Below are 22805 nucleotides of genomic sequence, written 5' to 3'. Positions count from 1 at the left end.
TCAGCATGACTGGGGGGCGGCAAGGATAGCCTCCGAGCTGCAGTTCTCGGAGTGTGAAGTCAGGGAGTCGCTCGACCGGCTGGCCCAGCTCCGCCTGCTGCGGGACTCACTGCAGGATCCGGGAAACGTGCGGGCCGTGAGTCCCGAGGTAGGTCTGCGCCTCCTCCTCCAGGACCGGGAGAGCAACCTGCTGCGCCAGCAGCAGCAGCTCGCCGAAGGACAAGCGGCTGTCATGCGCATGATGGAGGAGTACGCCGGCGGAGCCCACCGCGAACGACACGATGTCGAGTACCTGCTCGGCATCGATTCCATTCAGGGGCGGATGGAGGAACTCGCGCACCGCTGTGAGCGGGAGTGCCTGTCCTTCATGCCCGGCGGAGCCCAGTCGGCGGCCAGCCTGGAAGCGAGCAAGCCGCTCGACCAGGACCTGATGGGCCGCGGAGTGAAGGTCCTCACGCTGTACATGGACAGCGTCCGCAACGACCAGGCGACGCTCAACTACGCCCAGTGGCTCACCGAACGCGGCGGTGAGGTGCGCACGTCACCGACACTTCCCATCCGCATGGTGATGTTCGACCGTGAGGTCGTTCTGCTGCCAGTGGATCCCGAGAACACCAAGAAGGGCGCCGCTCTGCTGCGCGGGCCCGGCGTCATCACAGCGCTCGCGGCGCTCTTCGAGCAGATCTGGGAATCGGCCGGCTTGTTCGGCACGGACCACGACAAGGAGAGGAACGAGGCGGGGCTCACACCTCAGGAAGCGGAGCTGCTGCGACTGCTCTTCCAGGGGAACACCGACGAGATCGCGGCCCGCAAGCTGGGCATCGGCCTGCGCACGGTACGACGCACCATGTCGGACCTGATGAGCCGCTTGGAGGCCCGCAGCCGCTTCGAGGCGGGCGCGCGAGCGGCTCAACGCGGCTGGCTGGACTGACGACTTTCCTCAGAACGTGCCCGTGGGGCGTGAAGAGCACTGTCGATGCTCTTCACGCCCCACGGGCACGTTTCTTGACGGTGGTCAGCCGCAGCAGGATCCTTCCGGCTGGACCGGCTTGATCGGCTCCAGCTGGGGGCCGCCGCGGAACGCGGAGCGGAGTCGGCCCGCGACCGAGGTGTCGGCGACCTCCGCACCCAGTGCCTCGCGCCGCGCCTCACCGAATGCCCTCTGCAGTTCGGCGGCCTTGGGCGCGAGCTTGGAGTCGGTGATGATCAGTGCGGTGTGGACGGCGCGGGGCAGGCATCCACGCAGGCGCTTGGCCTGGTCCGCGCCGGGCCCGGACTCCAGCGCCTCGAGCTTCTCCTCATAGGCGTCCCGCAGGGGGCGATCGAAGGTGAGCTCGAAGTAGAGGCCGCTGCGCTCGCCGATCGCGTCGTAGTCGAAGCCCGCCCACTTGATGAACAGCCGGTTGTTCTGGCGGAAGGTGACCATGGAGGCCACCACGGCGCCGTCCTTGAGGCCGAGGTAGGCGCGGACGTCCGCCCCGCCCTCGATCATCGAGAGCAGGAGCGTCTTGATCTGCTCGGGCCCTTCGCTGCCGTCGTACTTCTGGCGGTTCAGCCCGGTCAGTTCGGCTATCCGGTCGGCGTAAGGCAGCAGGTCGGTGCCGTCCTTGCGGATGACCTCGACGCCGCTGGCGAGTGCCTTGGCGTGGTCTTCCTTGAGCTTGCGGCGCTTGCGGGTCTTGAGAGCGGCGAAGTGTGCGTCGAAACTTTCGTGCTCGAGCGTGAGGACGTTCTCCTCCCCCCAGAACGAGATGGTGGCGCCGTAGGCCTGGAGAGCGACGAGAAGGCTCTCGTTGGCGGGGATGTCGGCGATCCAGGGGGCGACGATGCTGCGAATTCCCGCGGCTCGGGCAGCCGGAACGGTCTCGTCGAGCAGATCGGCGAGCAGCAGAGGGTCGTCGGTAGTGGCGACAGTCTCGCTGCGGTAACCGATCGGCGAGCCGAGGACGAGCGAGGGGAAGAACTTGTCCTCGCCGATCGCCTCGACGTCGGTGGTGGCGTTGCAGCACGAGGTGACGGAGCAGCAGGCGGTCTCGCCGGTGGCCGGCTGCCAGCCGAGGTAGGTGCGGGGGTCGGTGTCGACGATCGAGGGGGCGTCGAAGACGAAGCCGGGCAGCAGGACCGCGTCATCGCCTCTGCGGGCGACGGAGTGCCATGCCTTCGCTTCCGGCAGGGCGGTTTCCGTCGCGCGCAGCCACGCGGGGTGCAGGTAGGGCCAGGTGCTCTCGGTCGCGCCGAATTGCTTGGCCGCGGTCGTGAAGTCGAGGCCGGTCTGCACGTCCGGGCCGCAGCAGGTGTCGGACGCAGTGTCGGTGGCCGGGGCACCGACGGCCGGGATGTCGCCGCAGCAGCTGGACTCCGCGGTCGTTGCGGGGGTCTCCTGCACGTCGCCGCAGCAGCTGGACTCGGTGCCGACTGCCGGCGGGCTGTCGATCTGAAGGGGTTCCGGCGGAGTGCCGCAGCACGCCTGAGCTTGGGTTGCCATTTCCGCTCCTCGGCGAGAATTTGAGATGGTGGGAATTCGGGCCTTTGATAGTGACCCTTCGTGTGAGGCAGGCGTTTTCGCCGCTACGCCGTGGGGGGTGCGCTCGAGGGATTACGGAAGTCAGGCGTTTATCGTGTGCGTGCCGACACCAGGTGCAGCGCCTGAAGTTCCGCAACTACGGTTCGCGAGTCAGGCACCCAGGGGCGCGGTGCCGGTGGAGTCCCAGCCGGCCCCGTCCTGCGTGGCGGGAGCGGTGTCCCAGCCGGCCCCGTGCCCGCTGTCGGCCGGAGCACTGTCCCAACCAGCACCGGCGAGCACGCTGTCCCAGCCCGCACCGGCCGGTGCGGTGTCCCAGCCCGCACCGGCCTGCACCGTGTCCCAGCCCGCACCATCACTGCCGTCGCTCTGAACGCTCTGGGCGAGGCCGTTCGCAGTCACGGCGTCAGCGGTGGCGATTGCCGCAATTCCGAAGGCGAAGGCGGCGGCGACAGAAGCGATACGGCGCGAAGCAGACATAGTTGTCTCCCGGTCGGAACATCGTGGCGGCGAGCAATTCAGGGCCGGAAGAATGCTTTTTCCGGTTTTCCCGGCGGCGTGTGCCGTCCTGGTGAAAATGAGTTTGCTCGGGAGCAGGTAGCCGGGGAAGAGGATTCGGGTGGCATCAACTGCGCGCGGCACCCACATGCCTGGCGGCATGAAGCGGCCACCCCCGCAGCCCGCATGGTGCACGGGCCCCGAGGGTGGCCGGGAGATGACGGAGAAGCGGTTACGCGCGCTGCGGGACGTTGGGGTCGAGCGCGTCGCGCAGGATGCCAAGGCTCTCGGGCGCTAGGCGGTACCAGGTCTGGCGACCGCGCTTCTCCCGGTTCAGGAAGCCGGCATCGAAGAGCACCTTCATGTGATGGGAGACGGTCGGCTGGGACAACCCGAGCGGCTCCACGAGGTCGCACGTGCACGCCTCCCCATTGGGCTTGCTCTTGATGAGACCGAGGAGACGCAGGCGCGCCGGATCGGCGATGACCTTCAGCGCGGCGGCCAGCTGCTCCGCGTCGGCCTGTGACAGCGGACCCGTCAGTACGGGCGGACAGCACAGCTGGATGACTGGGGTGCTCATGGACAACGTAACGATGGCCATCGATGGATTGTTCCCGAACGTATTGACACTCATCGATTGATTCGGTCATGCTCCAACACATCGACAGCCGTCAATGAGTTGGAGAACTCCCATGATCGACTCCGTCGTCGACGTCCTCGGACGCGTCGCGGTGGACGTGTGGACCACGTTCGCGCACAACTGGCCCTTCCTGCTGATCAGCGTGGTGGTCGCCTCCCTGATCACCACGTATGTAGGAGCGGATCGGCTGTCCTCATGGCTGAGGCGGCGGGCCTGGGTCGCCATCCTCGGCGCCGTCACCCTCTCGGTGGTCACCCCGTTCTGTTCCTGCGGCACGACCGCCGTGGTCCTGGGAGCACTCGTCTCCCGCGTCCCGTGGGCGCCGGTCGTCGCTTTCATGGTGTCTTCACCCCTGACCAGCCCGGAGGAGTACGTCCTCTCGACGGGCTTGTTCGGGTTCAACTTCGCCACCACGTTCTTCATGGCCTCGATCGTGCTGGGTCTGGCCGCCGGCTGGATCACGCACGTGATCGAGAAGACCGGCTGGCTGGAGGGCCAGGCACGGATCGTGGACGAGGACGAGGTCTCCTGCTGCGGGCCCGCGGAGAACAAGAGCGCCCCCGAGACCGACAGCTGCTGCGGCACGGACGAAGCGCCCGGCACCAGCGGCGGCGGAGTCGCAGTCCCTGCGGGTGGCGGCGGCCTGGCCCGGGCCGCCCTTCTGGAGCGCGTCGACAGCAAGCCTGTCGCACCGGAGCCCGAGGTGAGCCTGGTCAGCAAGCTGAAGCTGCAGGAACTCGGCGAAACCCTGTGGAAGAACGCGCGTCGCCTGGCCCTGTTCTTCTTCGCCTTCGCGGGTCTCGGCTACCTGCTCATCGAGACGATTCCGACCAGCTTCCTCACCGACTACCTCGGAGAGGGCTCAGTCTGGGCCGTCCCGCTGGCCGCCCTGATCGGCATCCCCGTCTACCTGAACTCCGATGGCTCACTGCCCCTCGTCGCCACCCTCATGCACGGCGGCATGGGCCCGGGCGCCGCACTCGCCTTCCTCGTGACCGGCGCCGGCACCAGCATCGGCGCCATCAGCGGAATGTTCATCATCGCCCGCAAGAAGGTCGTCTTCCTCGTCGTCGGCTACCTCTTCGCAGGCGCCCTCGCCCTGGGCTGGCTCTCCCCGCTCTGGCTCTGACTCCCAGCACCATCCAGGCTCGCCCGGGATGAGATCAACAACGCACTGACGGCAACGGCCCACCCCTCTCCAGGGGCGGGCCGCAGCCATGCGCGGGACCACCCGTCAGGACCGACCGTCCCCCTTGGCGATACCCAGCAAGGTCAACTCCCCGAAAGCAGCACCAAGACGCTCGGGGGTGAGTCGGTAGTACACCTCCGTGGCGCGCCGTTCGCTCACCAGCAGGCCGGCCTCACGCAGCTTCCTGAGATGGTGGCTGACCGTCGGACCGCTCACGTTGAACTCCGCCGCGATGTCCCCCATACAGATCTCCCCCGCCGGGCAACACGCGACGATGCTGGCAATACGCAGCCGCACGGGGTCCGCCAGCGCCTTGAACATCCCTGCGAGATCCAGGGCCTTCTCAGGGGTCATGACTGGTCTACAAGAGTCCGGACTGCACACCGGCTCGGATGGCTGCTCCTCGATCATGCATATCAATCTGACGGCTCAGGGCCCCGCACGTCCAGCGGCATCCTCCACCCGACATCATCCATTGACGTCCATCAATGAGTTGCGGCACACTTGATCTATCGACGCTCACCTATGGGATTCCCGGTTGCGCCACCGTCCGCCCGAGCTCGCTTCTCGCGTTCACCGCATTCACCGCATCACCCACAAGACAGCCCTCCGAGGAGCAACCATGACATCCGCAGAGCCGATCCGCCTGGCCGCTCGAGCAGCCCATCTGCCGGCATCCGCGACCGCCGCACTGGACGCACGCGCCAAGCAACTCATCGCCGACGGTGTGGATGTCATCAACCTCACCAGCGGCGAGCCCGCCTTCGCGACTGTGGAGCCTGCCGCTCTCGCCGCCATCGCGGCCATTGGCGAGGACTTCACCCGCTACACACCGGCCGCGGGAATCCCCCAGTTGCGCTCTTCGGTCGCCACCTACCTGAACCGCCACGGCACCACGTACACGGCAGATCACGTGGTGATCACCGCCGGCGCCAAGCAAGCACTGCACTACGCGTTCACGGTCCTGCTTGAGACCGGCGACGAAGTACTGATCCCGGCCCCGTACTGGGTCAGCTACCCCCACATGGTCACGCTCGCCGGCGGCGTACCGGTTGAGGTGCGCCCCGCACCCGGCGGCTCCCTGAAGATCACGCCCGAGCAAGTGCGCCGGGCCATCACCCCGCAGACCCGCGTTCTGCTCCTCAACAGCCCCGCCAATCCCTCGGGAGTGGTCTACACGCGCGAGGAACTCACCGCTCTCGCCACCGTCGCCGCAGAACGCGACCTGATCATCATCAGCGACGAAATCTGTGACCACTGGGTCTACGAAACGACGTTCACGAGCGTGGCAGCTCTCGGACCGGACATCGCAGCCCGCACGCTCACTGTCGGTGGCATGTCCAAGACATTCGCCATGACGGGGTGGCGCATTGGATGGGTCGCCGCACCCGCGGGCGTCTCCCGAGCCGTGGCCGCCGTCCAGAGCCACACCGCGTCCGCACCCTCATCGGTCTCCCAGCGCGCTGCCCACGGAGCGCTCACCGCAGACCTGGCACAGGAGCTGAACAGCCGCAGAACCGCCCTCGACGAGCGCCGCAAGACGGTCCTCAAAGCTCTGAGTGACGTGCCGGGCGTGCAGGTGGACGGCGAGGCGCAGGGCGCCTTCTTCGTCTTCGTAGACGTGTCCAAGACCTACGGTCTCCGTTCCAGCACTCACACCATCTCCTCAGCCGCGGAGTTCGCCGGACTCCTCCTCTCCGAAGCACAGGTGGCCGTCGTGCCCGGCGCCGACTTCGCCGCCCCCGACCACGTACGCATCTCCTACACCGTTCCGCCCGATCGGCTCGCCGACGGACTCCGCCGCATCAGCACCTTTGTCGCCAGCCTTACGACGTGACGAGCATGTATCTGAAGAGAATGGCCTCCCACTATGGCGCGGGCGGAAGTGCCCAGTGCCTTCATCCCGGCGCGCACTTGCAAGCAACGGTGTGAATGCGACCGAGGGCGGGCCGGCTGTGGTAGCGCAGCGTGTGATGACAGATGTGGTCAGGGAGCCAGCGGACGGGTTCCGGAATGCCTGGCATCTTTCAGGCTCCGGAGAGGCGGTGCCCCTGTGCCGACCCGTCGGCACAGCACGTCTGGTGGTCGCAGGGCCTGGCCTCCGCGCATCCTGCAGCACCGTACCAAGACGTCGTTGTAATTGGTCAGGTTGCCTGCCGGCGCCCCAACAGGCGGGCCTGTTCCTTCTTCAGCGCGGAGAATCCCTGTCGCGCGTAGACGGCGAGCTCCTCGCTGGGGAACGACACCACCGAGAGATGCTGGTCGTGGTTTCCCTGGGCCCACCGGGCGGCTGTGATCTCATAGCCCGACACATGCGCGCACAGCAGGAGCAGAAGCGGCGGCATCTCTGGTTCTTTCAGCAGGTCCGCGTGTTTGATGACCAGGTCGCGCATGGCCTGGATGTTCGGAAGAAAGACGGTAGTGACCCACAACCGCCACTCGGTGAGCTCTTCAGGAGTGGGTGGGGTCTCATGAGCGAACGGCGACCTTCCGCCCGGGCGAGCGTGCCGTTCCACGAACGCGCTGAACGTGCGACTGTTGGCTTCCGTGAGGGCGAACAGGGGCCCGTAGAAGTCGCTGAGCTGGCGATTTACGCGAGCGAGGCGTTCTTGACGCTGCGACAGACGCATGCCGTTGAGGTAGGTGACGACATAGCCGACGAACGCCAGCCCGATGGTGACGACCACTGCGATCATGAGGGCCGATGCTAGCGAGCAACGCGCTCCCTGGTCAGGCGGCCGCAGCAGATGCGGATTGCCGCGATGCCCGCGAAGGCCAGGAAGTGGTCGGCCTTGCGTTCGTAGCGGCGGTGGAGTCTGCGGATGCCGCCGAGCCGGCTCACCGTCCGTTCGACGGTCCAGCGGTGTCGGCCGGGCCTGGCAGGGAAGTCGACGCCCTTGCGCGCCATGCGAGGCGCGATACATGGTCCGAATGCTTCCGGCGTCTGCCTCCACGTACAGCCGGAGGTCGCCACGAACAAGATCGCGGCCAGCACGTTCCGGTCGCCGCACCGTCGCCTACCGCCACCTTGGGGTCGTACCGGCGCCGCTGGCACGGCCCGCTCAAACAGCTCCCACAACCCGTCAGGGACTAGAAGCTCCACGATCGTCACACCCAAACACTAACGATCAAACCAAGAAGATGGGTCATTTGCCCAGGTCAGAAGCCCTTTGCATGAGTTCCGGGACATCTGATACGACGATGCCGCCGCCCCTTGTCCGACCCGCTCACGAGCGGTTCGGACAAGGGGTGCGGCGGCATCTCTGCTACGCCTCGACCACCAACGGATCCGACAGAGCCGAGCGACTCGAGAACGAGAACGGCCTTCCCCCGCCGGGGGGCGGGAACTCGGCTGCCTCCTTGCAGGGTGTGCTCGGCACGCGGCCGTCCGGCGTCACCACGCGGCCGAGGGGCCTGTCACCGGAGCGCTACGCACGCACCGGCGAGATCGTGGAGCTCGTACGCGGCCTCCATCGCCTGATCGGCTTCCGCCCCCTGGTAGAGGGCCGCGTTGGCCTCGGTGGCTGCGAAGATGTCGACCAGGATGTTGGCGGCCAGTCGCGGGATCGCGTCCAGAGCCTCCCACTCCTGTGCGCAGAGACGAAGGGTCTCCTTCAGGGCGGCGTAGGCGTTCTGATCGACTCCTCGCCCGTCCCTCAGAGCCTCGTCGAACGCCGTCCACGCCTCAGCCATTCCGGCCAGCGAATCAGCCGTCATCATGGACCTCCCTTGACCCAGGTGATTGCTTCCGGAGGTATGACTCCGGTGATGAGGACTTCTCTTGAGGACTTGGTCCTGTTGATGGCGGTGAAGCCCCTGATGTTGTGCAGTGCCCGACCGGCATCATCGGAGATGTCGAAGATCTGGCTGCTGTCGAGTTTACTGAGGTCGATCGCCACCGTTCGCGGTCCGGCCCACTGGGACTCCGTCGCAACCTCGCGACTGCGCGTCGTCGAGATGAACTGCGACCTCCAGTTCGGCTTGCTGCCGTGAATGACGTGGCCCGCCGGCGTATAGGTCGCGTCGGGGTTCTTCGCGACGAGGCCCTTCGAAGGATCCTCGTCCGGCCGAAGGTTCCGGTACACGGTGTTGCAGTTGTGTACGAGGAGCGACGTGGTGTCAGCCAGCACGTAGTAGGTGTGGATTCCTTCGACCGTCAGGTCGTGCGTCCGCTGACGCTCCTCGAACGAGCGGGTCGCCTGGAGCGTGACGGTGCTGCCGTCCGCCGTACGCAGCGTCATACCCGGGCGCAGCTCGCCCGCGTCGACCCACTTGCTCTCGGAGACCACCCAGAACGGGTGGGTCGTGGTCGAGACCAACGACTCCGGGGAGCCCGTACCGCCCAGGATCGTGAGATCGACGAAGTGCTTGTCGTCCTCTGTCACGATCGTGCCGACGACCTGACGGACGGTCGTCTCCCCGGTCTCGGGGTCGGTCACGGTAATCGCGTCACCGAGCTCGACGGCCTCTATCGCCTTGCTGGTGCCGTCGGCGAGCAGCACCTTCGTGCCTGGCAGGAAGCTGTGGTTCTCCTCCGTCAGACAGCTGTCGCCCTCGGTTTTCTTCCGGGAAGCGGCCTTCTTCTTGGCAGCCGCCAAGGCATCCTTCGCCTTGGCCAGCCCGTCCTGCGCCTTGCCGACGGCTTTGCTGCTCTTCCAGAGGTCCTTGACCCCGCCGACGAGGTCACCCACGAGACCGACCACGCGCTTGGCGAGCTTCGCGCCCTTGGCCCAGTTCCACGGTGCGCCGTACTTGGCGACGATCTTGCCTGCGAGTCCGCCGGCGAAGCTGCCCGCGATGTTGAGCAGGGTCTCCCCGCAAGCGCCCATGTCTCCGCTGGAGACGCAGTCGAGTGCCGCGTCGACCCCGAGGATGTCCCGGGCGATCTTGACCAGGGCCTTGGCCGAGGACTTGATGCGCTGTTTTGCCGCGGACTGCTGCCCCTGAGCACCGGCGAGTGCGCTGGAGGCCTGGTCGACGGCCTTTTCCTCGTTGAACGTGGAGCCCGGCTTACTGACGGGCAGGCCGCCCTGGCACTCGATCAGTCCTTGCAGGCACTCGGGAATGGCCATGCCGCTCGGGTCGGCGTGGGTGACCGGAGTGTTGTTGGCGTAGGCATACCCGTTGATCTGCTGTGGCTGGGTGTAATCGATGACCGGGTCGACGGAGATGAACTTGCCTATCGAGGCGTCGTACTCACGCGCGCCCAAGTGGGTCAGGCCGGTCGAGGCATCGATCGTGCCTCCGACGAAACCCTTCTCGCCGGGCCATGTGCCTGTTGCTTCGCCGCGCTCGACGCCGAAGGGGTCGAACCGGCGTTGTGAGACCGCACCGCTCGCCGCGTCGACGGCGAGTTCACCCGTGCCGTGGTGATCGGATGCGAGGAACGACACCTTGTTGTCGTTGGTGCGCACCGCGACCGTCTGACCGGCCTGGGAGTAGTAGCGGGTGGCTTCCGTCTTGGTCCCGTCAGCGGAGAGCTGAAGCTCCATTCCCGGCAGGTACACCGTCGTGCCCGACGGAGCCTTGCGCTGGACCCGGTTTCCCGCACTGTCGTACAGGTAGGTCGTTTCGGAGCCGTCGGCCTCCTTCGCCTTGGCGAGCTGCCCGGTGTCGGTCCACTGCAGGACCTGGGCGTCGCCGCCTATGGTGCGCTTGGTGGTGTTACCGATGGCGTCGTACTCGTAGGACGACTGACGATCACCGGTCGGGGTCTTCTCGACCACCTTGGTGACCTGGTGCGGGCCGTCGCCGAGGGCTCCGGCTTCTCCGTAGGTATAGCTACGGGTGATGTTCTTGGTCGTGTCCAGCGCTGTGTCGTGCACCGTGTCGGACGTCCGGTTGCCGATGGCGTCCGTGACGTACGACTTCCAGTACGGAGACGGGCCCCCCAGAGGACTGGCACCCGGAGCGGCCTGGCATGCCTTCGGCCCCGAGCCCTCGACCGGTGCCACCGATCCGGTGGTTCCGTTGCCCCCGGCGTCAGCCGCGGTGGACGCCGGGCTCCATGCGTCGGCCAGACGCTTTCGCGCGTCGTAGGCGAAGCACTGCACATCAGGCTTGGCCGAGTTCGCGGTGTCCGAGATGGACAGGACGTTGCCGGCCTGGTCGTAGGAGTAGTTCGACTCCTTGGCGGGAGCGGTCGCCCCGTTGACGTCGACCACCGACCGCGTGAGACGGTCCGTGCCCGTCTCGTAGTCGAAGGTCTGCCAGACCTTCTTGCCACTGCCGGTGGACAGCTCCAGTTGCTGGACGTGGCCGAGTTCGGAGTAGACGGTGTCGGTGACGTACGACGTGGAACCCGTGAGTGTCGTCGGGCGCTGAAGTTCGTCGTAGCCGCTGACCAGCACCTCCTCGGCGAGGTCGCCCGCAGCGGGTACACCGGTGGACTGCAGGGTGCCGTCACGGTTGTACGCCGACGTGAAACTGTACGTTCCGGCGAGCGCTCCCTGCGAAGCCGGCACCACGTAGTTGGTCTTCAGCGGACGGTAGAAGTCGTCCATGGTCTGGACGACGGTGCCGAAGGACTCCGTGGGCGAGATGTAGCTGATCCTGGCCCATTCCTGACCCAGGAGACCCGCCTTGTCGTACCGGCTCTCCGTGAGCCGGACACCCGTGGTGGGTTCGCCCTGCCACGTGGTGAGCGTACGTCCGAGCTTGTCGTAGACGGTGGACACCGTCTTGTTCCGGTCGTCGGTGGACGACACGACGTGGTCGAGCGGGTCGTACGTGGTGGTCGTCGTCCCCGCGTCGGGGTCCACACTCTTCGTCTTCCGGCCCAACTGGTCGTACTCGTAACGCCACACGTTGTTCTTGGCGTCGGTGACCGTCTGGAGCTCGTTCTTCGGGGTGTACGTGTACTTGGTGACGTCGTAGCCGGACAGCGGGTTCGGGGAGTCGCCGCGGTAGTGCCAGATCTCCTTCGTGTTGCCCGCGAAGTCCGTGATGGTCGTCGTGGGTACGCCGCCCTTGGGCGGGTCGACCGTCGTGCGCTCACCGTCGTACGTGTTCGTGGTGCGCCACTGCTCGACGCCGGAGACCGCCATGATCTGCGCGGTGGCACGGCCCAGACCGTCGTACTCCATCACGCTCTGCTGGCCGACCTCGCCGTTGTGGACGATCAGCAGCTCGTCCGACGCGGCGCCGGCGGCGTTGTACGTGGCGTTGGTCTTCTTCACCTTGCCGGTGCCGTCGTAGAAGGAGTCGGCGACCATGCGTGTGCCGCCGGGGCCCTCGGTCTGCAACTGCCGCGGTCTCAGCAGTCCGTCGTAGAGCTGGTACTCCGCGCCATACGAGCCGTCGTTCTCGATCTTCTCCGTCTTGATCGCGACGACCTTGTCGCGGCGGACGTTGTACGAGTACTTGATGCTCGGGGTCTGGGTCTTCACCCGGTCCGGGAGCCAGACCGAGGTCAGGCGGCCCAGGCCGTCGTAGGCCAGGTCGGTGCGCTTGCCGTTCGGGTCGGTCTGACCGGCCGACATGCCCCAGGCGGGCGCGTAGTCGGTGGTCGTGACGTGGTTCAGCGCGTTGGTGCTCTTGGTCTGCGAGATGAGGCCGTTGACGTCCGTGTACGCGGTCTTCGTCTCCGCCAGGCTCGCGTCCTTCTGGGACAGCGGGCGGCCGAAGGCGTCATACGTCGTCGTGCCGGTGACCTGATACGTACCGGTGGTGCCGTTGTGCGAGGTCAGACGCTCGGTCGTCGTCGCGTCGCCCTTGGTGGGTGCCGCGCCGAAGGCCTTGTTGTCGTAGGACGTGCGCTCGTCCGCGTGGACCTGGGTCCTGCGGTCCGGGGTGACGGAGCACTTCACACCCACGGCCTCGCTGCGCGAGGGCAGATTGAGGAGGTTGGCGGCCGTGTTGTCGGTGTACCAGGTGCGGGTGCAGGTGTCGTCGACCGCGGTGGAGACGTCACCCTGGTCCTCGACCTCGATGACCCGGCCCGTGCCGTTGCTCGTGTCGTACTTGATCGAGCTCTTCGTCGCGCGCCAGGTTCCGTCGGACAGCAGGCTGTAGCCGCGTTCCGTGTCGGACCGGACGAGCACGGAGTGCGAGGTGCCCCAGTCGCGGGTCTGGGTCGCCGTGTAGTGCTTCCACGGCTCGCTGATCACCTTGGAGACGAGCTTCGTCCCGTCGTAGGTGTGTGCCTCCAGCTGGTGGCCGGTGAACTCCTTCGAGGAGGTGTACTCGACACCCGTGGAGTCCTTGACCTTCACCGAACGGGTTCCGCCGTCCGGGTCCTTGTCTCCGTCCATGCCCTGCAGATACGTGTAGTCGATCCGCGAGGTCTGCTTGTCGGCGCTGCCGCTGGTGACCTTGACCTTGGCGTAGCCCTGCCAGCCGCCCCACGTGAGGTACTTGTCCTCCGTGATGCCGTCGGGCTCCGCCTTACGCCAGGCCGCGTCGCCCTGGTAGTCGTAGCGGGTGACGAGGCTGTCGCCGCCGCCCGTGCGGTCGGTCTCGACGATCTCGGCGACGACGTACTTGTGGAACCAGTCCGTGATCGGTTCGACGGTGCCGGGCGGGGCCCACTTCACCGGGTAGCAGCGCTTGGTCGACTCACCCGGCTTGGGCAGAGACGCCTTGGTGCAGTCCGTCGCTGCGTAGTTGACGTCCAGCTGGGCGCCCGTCTCGCTCAGGACTGCGGCGAGGCGGAAGCGGTGGAAGGGGGCGATGTTGTCGCCGATGGCATCGACTCGGTTGACGAGCTGCTCGCCGTAGAGTTCGAGCGTCGGCAGCTTCGCCGCCGTGCCGACCCGGCCCTCGTGGTCGATCTTCGACAGCCAGAGGGTCTTGGAGTCGTCACCGTTGTCGGTGAACAGGTGGGTGAAGGTCCACGCGTCCACGTCCTGGTACTCGGTGGCGCTCTTGCGCATCTGGGTGGTGATACCGGTCAAGCGCTTCGTGGTCCAGAACGTCTGGCCCACGGTGCACTTGGTGGCCGCCTTGCACTCCTGGTCGACCGGGGTGTCCGGCCAGTGAGCGGCGTTGGCCTTGGTCCGCTTGGACTCCGCGCAGTCGAAGTCCGCTGTGGGCAGACAGCGTTCGGCCACGTCGAACACGACGCGGGCGGGTGCCTTGGCCGCGTAGACCTGGCCGTCGCGCTGACCGTAGTCGACCCGCTTCAGGTATCCGCCGCGGTGGTACGCGGTGCCGTTGACGTCCGTCTTGCCGTTGAGGGCGTAGTAGTTCGTCTCGGGTGCGTAGAAGTAGGACATCACGTTGCCGTGGGTGTCCTTGACGTGGTCCAGGCTCCAGCGCCAGGCCTGCTTGCAGTGGGCGCTGGTGAACGTGGCGTTGTAGCAGGGCTCGCCGGAGTCGTCGCCGAAGACGGGCACGGTCCAGGTGGAGTCCGTGGTCTCCTTGCCGTCGGTCCAGCCCGGCAGACGGTTCAGCCCGAACCAGTACTCCGTGCCGTCGGCAGTGGTGACCTTCCAGTGCTCGCCGTCGTTGTCGCCGTTCGTGGCACCGGTCAGCCTCTCGACCTTGGCGCCGTCGTCGGACGAGAACTTCCAGTCGCCGGTCGTGTCGTCCTTGATGAGCTCGGACGAGCTGCCGTTGAGCATGATCGTGGCGTTGTCGAAGGCCCAGCACTGCTCACCGGAGGTGGAGTGCCCGTCGTCGGAGCACGGCTTGTAGCGGCGCTCGATGTAACCGGGGTCGTACGAGAAGCCCTCGCCGACCCAGGAGCCCTGGTTGTTGGTCACCGAGGTGCGGCCGTCGGCGGACTGCGAGGAGTAGCCGAGACCGATGCTGGGCGTCTGCCCGCCCGGTGTGGGGACCGTACGCAGCGGATAGCTCCAGCTGAAGCCGCCGGACGAGTTGGCGACGCTCCAGCTCGCGGACGGGGCGAGCGCGGTCGCCTTGTAGCTGCCCTGGGCGGAGGACGGGCCCGCGGCGAGGGCGACGAGCGGTGCCGCGCTCGCAGTGGCCTTCGCCGTCATGGCGGCGGGTGCCGCGGCGGCCTGGACGTCGGCCGAGACGGTGCGGTCCTCGGCACTGTTCACCGTGGCGAGGGGCTTGGCCTGCTCCGGGCACGCCTTGCTGCCGGGGGTCGCGACGGCCGCACAGGCGGGGAGCTGGACGAGCTGCAGGCGGGCCGCGTAGTCGCCGCCGTAGGCGTCGGCGAACTTCGAGTAGTCCACGGAGAGGCGGACCTTCGCGCCCTTCGCCGCCGCGTCCGTGCGCTCGACGCGCATCAGCGCGCCGGCGCCGATGGCAGCCGCCCGCTTCGCGGGCAGGACGGCGACCTCGACCTCAGCCGGACCGGCCGACGGGGCCGGAATCTTCGACGCCTTCGCTCCCTTGGACGTCTTCGTCGCCTCGGGCGTGACCGCGGTGACGGCGACGGGCAGCCCGCCGACGTTCTCCTCGACGGGGCTCGTGGTGGCTACGGCGACCTTCGCGCTGCCGCCCGCAGGCCAGACAGCCTTGTCCAGTCGCTTGACGGCGGCCTTCCGCGCCTCGTCCGCCGGGCGCTTCTTCGCCTGTGCGTTCTTGCCCTCCGCGGGGTCGCCGAAGTCCTGGACACCGGGTCTGCCGCGCCCCTCCTGCCCCGGCGCCGGCGACGCGGCCTGGACTGCGCTGCCGGTCAGGGCGAGGGTGATGCCCAGGACGGTCGCCGTAAGCAACCGCCCGGGCAGGCGCCGGTTCATCAACCGGCCTCTGAATGCCATCACGTGTCTCCGCACGTAGTGAGGGATGGGACTGAAACGGGCGGGTGTGCCGGTTCCGCTGGGAACCGGCACACCCGCCCGGGGGATCACATGTTCGGGAGCGGTGTCCCGTTGGCCATCTGCCGGATCGCGGTCATGTCCGCGGCCCCGCTGTAGACGCGCACCTCGTCGATGGCGCCCGCGAAGTACTCGCTGCCGCCGCCGAGGGCCGACCGGCCCACCTGCAGAGCGCCGGTGGCGCCCCAGAGGGTGTCGTCGGTGCCGTGCGCGATGTCGGCCAGCTGTCCGGCCACGTACAGCCGGATCTCGTTGGCGAACGCGTCGTAGACCACGGCGAGGTGCTGCCCGGCCATGTCGACGTCCGGGAGCGTCTGGTCGTCGGTGAAGGTCTTCACCGGTGCCGTCGCCGAGTCGGACTCCGCGACCGCCAGTTCCCACGTCGAGAATGATTCCGCGTCGGCGGCGGGCCGGTAGCGGACCGCGAGGCGGTTGGCGGCCTGGCCCGGCAGGGACAGCACAGTCTGCGGCTCGGTCGCGTCGAGGGAGGTGAGCTGTACGCGGGCCGTCGCGGTGAAGCTGGCTGCGCCGGTGACGGGCGCGGTGGCCGTGGACGCGTAGTCCCCGTCACCGTCGAGCACCAGGTGACCCGCGCCGACCATCGGGAACGGGCCCTCGAAGTACGGGTCGTCCGTAGGCGCGTTGTAGATCGAGGCGTTGCCCGCGAGGGTCAGCTTCTGACCGGTGCCCGTGTCCGCGGAGGCGCCCGCGGTCGCCGCGTCGAGCTGCCAGTAGTTCATGCGGGTCGGCTTGACCGTCATCATCTCCGCCACCTGGGCGGCGGGCAGGACGCGGTCGAAGACACGGACCTCGGCGAGGTCACCGGAGAAGTTGTCCCGGTAGCCGCTCTTGGCCGTGGACCGGCCGATCTGCAGCGGCCCGTACGACTTCCACAGCGAGCGGCGGGATGCGGTGCCCTTGCTGTCCTTGTTGATGTAGAGGCGCAGCTCGGACTTGGCCGCGTCGTAGACGCCGGTCAGCAGCACCCACTGGTCGGGGACCACGCTGACGCCGGTGGCGACGGCCTTCCACTCGCCGAGGGTGTCGACGTCGGTCACCGGGACGGAGAACGCCCAGGTGCCCGCCACATGGTCGTAGCCGAGGGTGAATCCGGGCTCGCCGGTGCCGTCCTGGCTGACGACCGCCATGTCGCGCGTGGGGGTGCCGTTCGGGCGGACCCAGGCGCTGACGCTGAAGCTCTCCGAGGAGTCCAGCACCGTTTCGTTGACGTCGGCGTACGCGGCGCCGGTGCCGTCGAAGCGGGCGGCCGAGTCGGCCTTGCCGCCGGGGCCCTCCACGCCGAAGGTGACGCCGGTGCCCGTGGTGGCGGAGAACGTCCCGGTCTCGTCGTGGGCTTCCGAGCTCGACGGTTCGTCGGCGAGGTTCCACTGGGCGGCGACGGGGGTGCCCTCGGTCACCAGGAACTCGTAGTGCGCCTTGGTGCTCGGGTTCTCCGCCTTGTCGACTGCGATGACGTCGACCCAGTGGCGTCCGGAGCGGGTGGGCATCCAGTTCACAGTGGCGGATCCGCCGGGTGCGGCGGCGTTGACCGTGGTGGCCGGAGTGGCGGTGCCGTCGAACGCGTACCGGTACTTCACGACGTCGGTGTCGGGCACCGAGTCATTGGGGTTGGGTGCGAAGGTGAAGGAGCCGTAGGTGCCGACGCCGTCGTGGTACACGGTGTCCGACGGGTACTCCTTGGACAGCACGTTCGGCTTGCCCGGCAGCGTCTTGTCGTACATGAACTCGCAGCGCACGGTGTCCCCGTCGTAGCTCCAGGGGCCGTATCCGTCACCGTCGTAGGCGCGCGCGCTCCAGTAGATGACGGTGTTCTGCGGGATGGTCGACTTCACCGTGTGGGTGAACTTGGTGCCGGACGTGGGTGCCAGCCAGGACGGGGTGAGGTAGGAGTAGGTCTTGGCCTCCTTGGTGACCGGGTCCGTCCAGTCCACCTTGAACTCGACCTTGACCTTGTCGGTCAGGCCGTTCCCGTGGTCGGGGTCGCTCGCCACGGCCTGCAGCTGCGGCGGCACCTCGGAGTACGGACGGCCGGCGCCGCTGGTGCAGATGCCGCCCGGGTTCTGCGAGAGCGTCGTGATCTTGCGCGGCAGGTTGTTGTAGCTGATCGACAGGTAGGCGTTGCCGCAGACCCGCTTCCACTCCGGGAGGCGGGACTCGTCGGCGGCCCGCAGGCCCAGCGTCATGGACGACCAGCCCTCGGCCGCCGCGGTCTTGATCTCGCTGGTCAGCTCGCCGGTGGCGCCCGACTCGAAGTGCAGGTTGGCCTGGCTGGAACAGCTCGTGGGCGAGATGGCCTTGTCGACGGTGCCGATGTGGTCCGTCCAGTCGTCCGAGGTGTTGGACCAGCTGGACGAGGAGGTGATGCTGTAGTTCTTGCCGCCGATGCGGTAGAGCCGGATCGGCTCGGCGGTCGGCGAGGCGCTGTAGATGTGCTCGACGCGTGCGGAGAACGTCGCGCCGAGGATCTGCTTGCCCTTGTAGAACGACAGGGGCATCGTGAACAGGGTCCGGCGCACCCCCACACCGTTGCAGGACACCGGGCTGTAGTCGGTGGGGCACTTGCCGACGCCCGCGCTGCCGGAGTACTTCCAGTCCTGCTCGCCCGGCATGCCGGACATCACGCCGGTCCACGCGCTGCGCGAAGTGGTGCGCTGGATCGGGTCGATGACGACCGGGAAGACGGTGTCGTCGCCCTGGAGCAGCTTCTGGTCGGGGACGAGGGACAGCTTGCCCTTGCCCACCTCGACGCCCAGCGGCGAGGTCCGGCCACCGCCGCCGGGGCCGGCGAGGGCCGCCTGAGGTACGACCGCCGGGGCGGGTGCGGCATCGGCGGCCGCGGCTGCGAGCGCCTTCGACACGGCCTTGGGGCCCTGGGTCCTGGCTGCCGCCTCCTTCACCGCGGCCGAGTCCCACATCACGGGCTTGCCCGCTTCGAAGACGGTTCCGCCGACGGCCGCGTCCTCGGCCTTGATGGCGCCGGACGCGTCCTCCGTGACCTTGAGGCCGTCGGTCTTCAGGCCCAGGTCGAGCCGGGCCAGCCTCGGGTCGGCCGCGGCCTCGGGGGTCTTGACCACCAGGAGGTGGCCGAAGCCGTCCGCCTCGGCGCGCACCGTGAGGTCGACGCCGGGCAGGGCGTCCTTGTACGTGGCCGTGTCCCCGTCGAGCGCGGGTGCGGGAAGCTTCCCGTACGGCCAGGTCAGGGCCATCTCGCGGCCCGCCTGGTTCATGGTGACGAACGGCTTGCCGGCCGTGCCGTCGGAGAAGGACAGGGCGACCGCCGCTGCCTTCGGCGTGACCGTTCCGTCGGCGTGCCGTACGAGGGTCCGGTCGATGTCGACCCACGTACCTTCCTGGAAGGTCCGGACGGGGTCGGTGTACTCGCGGGCCGTGAAGGTGCCGTTCGGCTCGGCGTAGATCTCCCGGCGCGACGTGCGCATGCCGAGGATCTCGACCTTCTGGCCGCTCTTCTTCGCGACGGTCATCGCTTCGGCCTCGGTCTGCACCGGCTTGCCGGCGGCGGCCATCGACGGCTCGGGGGCTTCGCCGGGGGCGGTGCCCTCCGACTGGGCGCTGAGGACGCCGGTCATCACCGCACCCGCCACCACGGCGGCGAGCGCGCCGCGCAGCACCGGGCCGCGTCGTATGCGTCTGGACATGCGTCTGTTCTCCAGGTCGTTCGTCAACGGGCCACGGCTCCGAACGCGACGTCGCCCGTGGGGATGCCGCCCTCACCGGGCTTGAAGGTGTGGGTGGGTGCGCCGCCCGACGCCACGTTCCAGCTGAAGGAGTGGACGGCGTGGCCCGCGGCGGGCCCGTAGGGCATGCCCACGTACAGGGCGGACGGGGTGGCGCCCAGGCTCATTCCGGCGAGCTGGCGGGGGGCGGGCTCTCCCGGGATGCCCCAGCCCGGGTCGATCCAGGTGTCGGAGGCGCCGGCCGCGCCGACGAGCGGGAAGATCTGCACTCCGCCCTTCTCCATGTGTTCCTCGGAGGACTCCTCGCCCGGCACACCGACCGCGAGCCGGACGGTGGTGGCCGAAGCGGTGCTGTTGGGGGCGGTGTTGACCGCGGCGAGCCGCTGTCCGAAGAAGTCCCCGGCCTCGGTCTGCTCCTCGGCGTCCGCCGTGTTCTGGTCGAGCCAGTAGACCTGTGTGAAGGTCCCGGTGGCCGTGATGCGGAAGACCTGGACGGCGCCCGCGTCGACCGTGGTGGACAGGTCCTCGCCCGGGACGCCGACGGCGAGGAGGACCTCGGTCGTCGAGGTGGCACCCGAGGGCCGGTACGGGACCATGGCGAGCGCGGTGCCGAAGGCGTCGCCCGCCTCCTCGGCACCCTGGATGACGTCCTGGTCCTGCGCCAGGCCCACCAGGGGCTTGGGGAGGCCGGAGACGAGGGTGTGGCTGAAGACCGCGACGCCTCCGGCGAACGGCACGGTGCCTATCGCCTCCCCGGGCGTTCCCACGGCGAAGTGGGTCGGGGTGGCTGCGAACGAGGAGCCGAACCGGTCGTCCAGTTCCATCTCTCCCGGCACAGGCCCGGCAGTGGTGGTGTCCTGGTTGACGCCGACGGCTGTCGCCGGGTCGGCGGAGAGGTAGTAGAAGACGCCGGCGTCCTCGACCGTCCCCAGCGCTTCGCCGGGGGCGCCGATCAGCAGGTACGAGGTTCCCGCCGCGGTCTTTCCGCCGGCCAGGGCGTAGCCGAGCCAGTCGCCCGTCTCCCTGCCTCCGCCGAGCGTCGCGGTCGGGCCCTGGGAGTGCTCCTTGACAGCCTTCCCACCGCCGGGTCCGGCCGCCGAGCCGTACACGATCTGGACCAGACCCGCGTCGCGGATCGTGAGGTCGTCCGCGGCGAGGTCCTCGTACGGGATGCCGACGGCGATGTCGCTGCAGCCGTCGGCGTCCGCGTCGTAGACGGCGAACGAGAAGCCGAACTGGTCGTCGGGCTCGGCACCCCCGGGAATGTTCGCGGTCTCCTGGGAGAGCTGCATGCTGCCCTTGTCGCCGCCGTAGACGATGTGGATCAGACCGGCCCTCGGGTGGTTGTTGACCGTCGCTTCGGGGTCGGCGATCACCGTGTCCCTGATGCCGTCGCCGTTGAAGTCGGAATCCACGCCCGAGCAGCCGGCGGCCAGGGCGGTGGCGGGTGCCGTGAAGGGTGCCCCCGGCCCGAAGCCCAGGGCGAACGCGGTCATGATCACGGTACTTGCGGCGAGCGCTGTTCTCGCTCTGGCCGTGCGCCGCGGCGGGCGCGTCGGACTGGTCACGGAAATGGTTCCTCCCCTGATCGTTCCGGCTCGTCGTCGGCCGGAGGTCCCCGAAACGGCTTCGGGCATGGTGATGACAGCCGTCTCGCGTCTCGGCGTCGGACGGCGCTCATGGGTGTGGCGGGCGTGGCGGGTGCGAGCAGCGCGAGAACACGCGCCGGCGGAAGGCGGGGCGGGCGGCACACGGCCGTGCGGAGTTCACCGCCGCGCCGATTCCGGGGTCGCTGTCGCGCGGGTGCACGACCACCTGTGCCGTGCACCCCACCCGCGCCCGGGATCAGCTCAGCTGGACACCGAAGGCAACTGCGTCGGCGGGGATGCCGCCTTCACCGGGGCGCCAGCTCTGCGTGGGTGCGCCGCCGTTCGGGGTGTTCCAGGGAAACGCGTGGACGGCCCTGTTCTCGGCGGGACCGTAGGGGACGCCGACGTACAGCGACGCCGGGCTCGAACCGAGGCCCGTGCCGGTGAGCATGCGGGGCGCGCGAACAGCGGGGACGCCGTCGCCGGGTGAGATCCAGCTGTCACCGGACCCGGGCTCACCGAGCAGCGGGATGATGTGGACGCCGCCCTCGTCCGGGTACTCCTCGGTCTGCTCCTCACCGGGCGCTGCCACGGCTAGGCGCATCGTCGCCGTGGTGCCCGGGGTGGCCGGGGCGGTGTTGGCCGCGGCGAGGCGCTGTCCGAAGAAGTCGCCCGCCTCGGCGGATCCTTCGACGTCGGGCTGGTTCTGGTCGATCCACTTCAGGGGCTGGAGGGTTCCGTCCGCCTTGATGTGGTACGTGTGGACGGCTCCGGCGTCGACCGTGGCGGCCAGGTCCTCACCGGGAACGCCGACCGCGAGGAGCGAGTCGTTGTTCGCGGTCGCCCCGGCGGGACGGTAGGGGGCCATCGCCAGCGAGAGGCCGTACTGGTCTCCGGCCTGCGCGGTGGTGTCACCGCTGCCGCTGCGGCCCTGGCCCATGCCGAAGAGCGGGGCCGGGATGCCGTCCGTGTTGATCGAGGGCCGGAAAGCGAGGACGGCCCCGGCGAACTCGACCTTCTGGGACGTCGTGGCGATGGACTCACCGGGCGCGCCGACGACGAAGTGGCGGTCCGTGGCGGCGATCGACGCGCCGAAGCGGTCGTTGGGCTCGGGGTCCTCCCAGACGCCCGCCGAGTCCTGCGCGACGTGGGCCACGTCGTACCCGGTGCCGTAGACATGATGGAACATCCCCATGTCCTTGCCCTCGGCTCCGTCCTCGCCGGGCGCTCCGATGACGAGGAAGGGGATGCCGCTGGCGGACGTGCCCGCGGCGACGGCGTATCCGACCCAGTCCTCGGCCTCGTAGCCGCCGCCCAGTTTGCCGTCGGCTCCCTGCCGGAAGCCGATGGTGCCGAGTCCTCCGGACGCGATGCCCGTGGGCGAACCGTAGATGAGGTGGACGAGCCCCGCGTCCTTGACCGGGCCCTCCGCCACGTTGATGTCCTCGAACGGGATGCCCACGGCGATGTCGCTGCAGCCGTCGAGGTTGGCGTCGTACACGGCGTAGGAGAAGCCGAACCGGTCGCCGGTCTCCGCGCCGTCCGAGACGTTCGGGGAGTCCTGCGACAGCAGGAACGTGCCCTTGCCGCCCCCGTAGACGATGTGGATCCGTCCGGCGCGCTCCTTGCCCGAGACCGTGGCCTCGGGGTCGGCGACGACGGTGTCGCGGATCCCGTCCCCGTTGAAGTCGTGCTGGGCTCCGGCGCAGCCCGCGGCGGCCACCGCGTGCGGAACCGGCAGACCTCCTGGACCGAGCAGCGTGAAGGCTGCCACCAGTGTCATACCGGCCACGACGCGGCCGCTCCGTCTGCCCACGCGCACCATCATCAAGCCCCCCGGCCCCCTGCCACGGCGCTCGTCGAACGTCCGCGGCTTTCCCGACTGATACCTCCGCCCGGCCTGCTGCGCTGCACACCGCGAC

14 protein-coding genes are annotated in these 22805 nt (G+C 68.5%); 3 read left to right on the top strand and 11 right to left on the bottom strand.

Features of this window, described 5'->3' with window-relative positions; all coding sequences use genetic code 11:
- Positions 1 to 136 precede the first annotated feature (136 nt).
- The gene (locus AMK10_RS15325; RefSeq protein ID WP_338014641.1) at positions 137 to 931 is read left to right on the top strand and encodes a helix-turn-helix transcriptional regulator; all 795 of its coding nucleotides are present in this window, start codon (positions 137 to 139) and stop codon (positions 929 to 931) included.
- Between the two features lie 84 nt (positions 932 to 1015).
- On the opposite strand, the gene AMK10_RS15320 is transcribed toward AMK10_RS15325, so the two are convergent.
- The 3 genes from AMK10_RS15320 to AMK10_RS15310 form a co-directional block, all read right to left on the bottom strand.
- Positions 1016 to 2485 carry a GNAT family N-acetyltransferase gene (locus AMK10_RS15320; protein ID WP_073748328.1) on the bottom strand — a complete coding sequence of 490 codons (1470 nt, stop codon included), beginning with the start codon at positions 2483 to 2485 and terminating at the stop codon, positions 1016 to 1018.
- Positions 2486 to 2674: 189 nt separating this feature from the next.
- On the bottom strand, positions 2675 to 3001 hold the full coding sequence (locus AMK10_RS15315; protein WP_073748327.1) for a hypothetical protein: 327 nt from the start codon (positions 2999 to 3001) through the stop codon (positions 2675 to 2677).
- A gap of 250 nt (positions 3002 to 3251) precedes the next feature.
- Entirely contained in the window at positions 3252 to 3620 is a 369-nt protein-coding gene (locus tag AMK10_RS15310) for an ArsR/SmtB family transcription factor (RefSeq protein ID WP_073748326.1), read from the bottom strand.
- Positions 3621 to 3711: 91 nt separating this feature from the next.
- Here AMK10_RS15310 and AMK10_RS15305 point away from each other — a divergent pair, with 91 nt between their 5' ends.
- Positions 3712 to 4788: a permease gene (locus AMK10_RS15305; protein WP_107428431.1), complete on the top strand. Its 1077-nt coding sequence runs from the start codon at positions 3712 to 3714 to the stop codon at positions 4786 to 4788.
- A 105-nt stretch (positions 4789 to 4893) separates the two neighbouring features.
- Here the strand turns inward: AMK10_RS15305 and AMK10_RS15300 are convergent, their stop codons facing one another.
- Positions 4894 to 5259: an ArsR/SmtB family transcription factor gene (locus AMK10_RS15300; protein WP_073748324.1), complete on the bottom strand. Its 366-nt coding sequence runs from the start codon at positions 5257 to 5259 to the stop codon at positions 4894 to 4896.
- Between the two features lie 211 nt (positions 5260 to 5470).
- Between AMK10_RS15300 and AMK10_RS15295 the strand changes: the two genes are divergently transcribed.
- Entirely contained in the window at positions 5471 to 6685 is a 1215-nt protein-coding gene (locus AMK10_RS15295; protein WP_079180708.1) for a pyridoxal phosphate-dependent aminotransferase, read from the top strand.
- A 307-nt stretch (positions 6686 to 6992) separates the two neighbouring features.
- On the opposite strand, the gene AMK10_RS15290 is transcribed toward AMK10_RS15295, so the two are convergent.
- The 7 genes from AMK10_RS15290 to AMK10_RS15250 all read right to left on the bottom strand — a co-directional run bounded on the left by AMK10_RS15290 (position 6993) and on the right by AMK10_RS15250 (position 22699).
- A complete protein-coding gene (locus tag AMK10_RS15290; RefSeq protein ID WP_073748323.1) occupies positions 6993 to 7544 on the bottom strand; it encodes a hypothetical protein in 552 nt (183 codons plus the stop codon).
- An 11-nt stretch (positions 7545 to 7555) separates the two neighbouring features.
- A complete protein-coding gene (locus tag AMK10_RS36570; RefSeq protein ID WP_198959707.1) occupies positions 7556 to 7966 on the bottom strand; it encodes a transposase in 411 nt (136 codons plus the stop codon).
- Between the two features lie 299 nt (positions 7967 to 8265).
- Positions 8266 to 8568 carry a hypothetical protein gene (locus tag AMK10_RS15275; RefSeq protein WP_073748322.1) on the bottom strand — a complete coding sequence of 101 codons (303 nt, stop codon included), beginning with the start codon at positions 8566 to 8568 and terminating at the stop codon, positions 8266 to 8268.
- Positions 8565 to 15521, bottom strand: coding sequence for a polymorphic toxin-type HINT domain-containing protein (locus AMK10_RS15265; RefSeq protein WP_158070874.1), 6957 nt, complete (start codon positions 15519 to 15521; stop codon positions 8565 to 8567). Before AMK10_RS15265 ends, AMK10_RS15275 begins: the two co-directional genes overlap by 4 nt.
- Positions 15522 to 15607: 86 nt before the next feature.
- Positions 15608 to 19255: a LamG domain-containing protein gene (locus AMK10_RS15260; protein ID WP_073748321.1), complete on the bottom strand. Its 3648-nt coding sequence runs from the start codon at positions 19253 to 19255 to the stop codon at positions 15608 to 15610.
- A 23-nt stretch (positions 19256 to 19278) separates the two neighbouring features.
- Positions 19279 to 20790 (bottom strand): VCBS repeat-containing protein, encoded by a 1512-nt coding sequence (locus AMK10_RS15255; RefSeq protein ID WP_241839551.1) that lies wholly within the window; start codon positions 20788 to 20790, stop codon positions 19279 to 19281.
- Between the two features lie 349 nt (positions 20791 to 21139).
- Complete coding sequence (locus AMK10_RS15250; protein ID WP_382565222.1) at positions 21140 to 22699, bottom strand: FG-GAP repeat domain-containing protein; 1560 nt, start codon at positions 22697 to 22699, stop codon at positions 21140 to 21142.
- Positions 22700 to 22805 lie beyond the last annotated feature (106 nt).

The sequence above is a fragment of the Streptomyces sp. CB02058 genome, assembly GCF_001905505.1.
In the GTDB taxonomy this organism is placed as follows: Bacteria; Actinomycetota; Actinomycetes; order Streptomycetales; family Streptomycetaceae; genus Streptomyces.
This window is presented reverse-complemented; position numbering and strand designations above follow the sequence as displayed.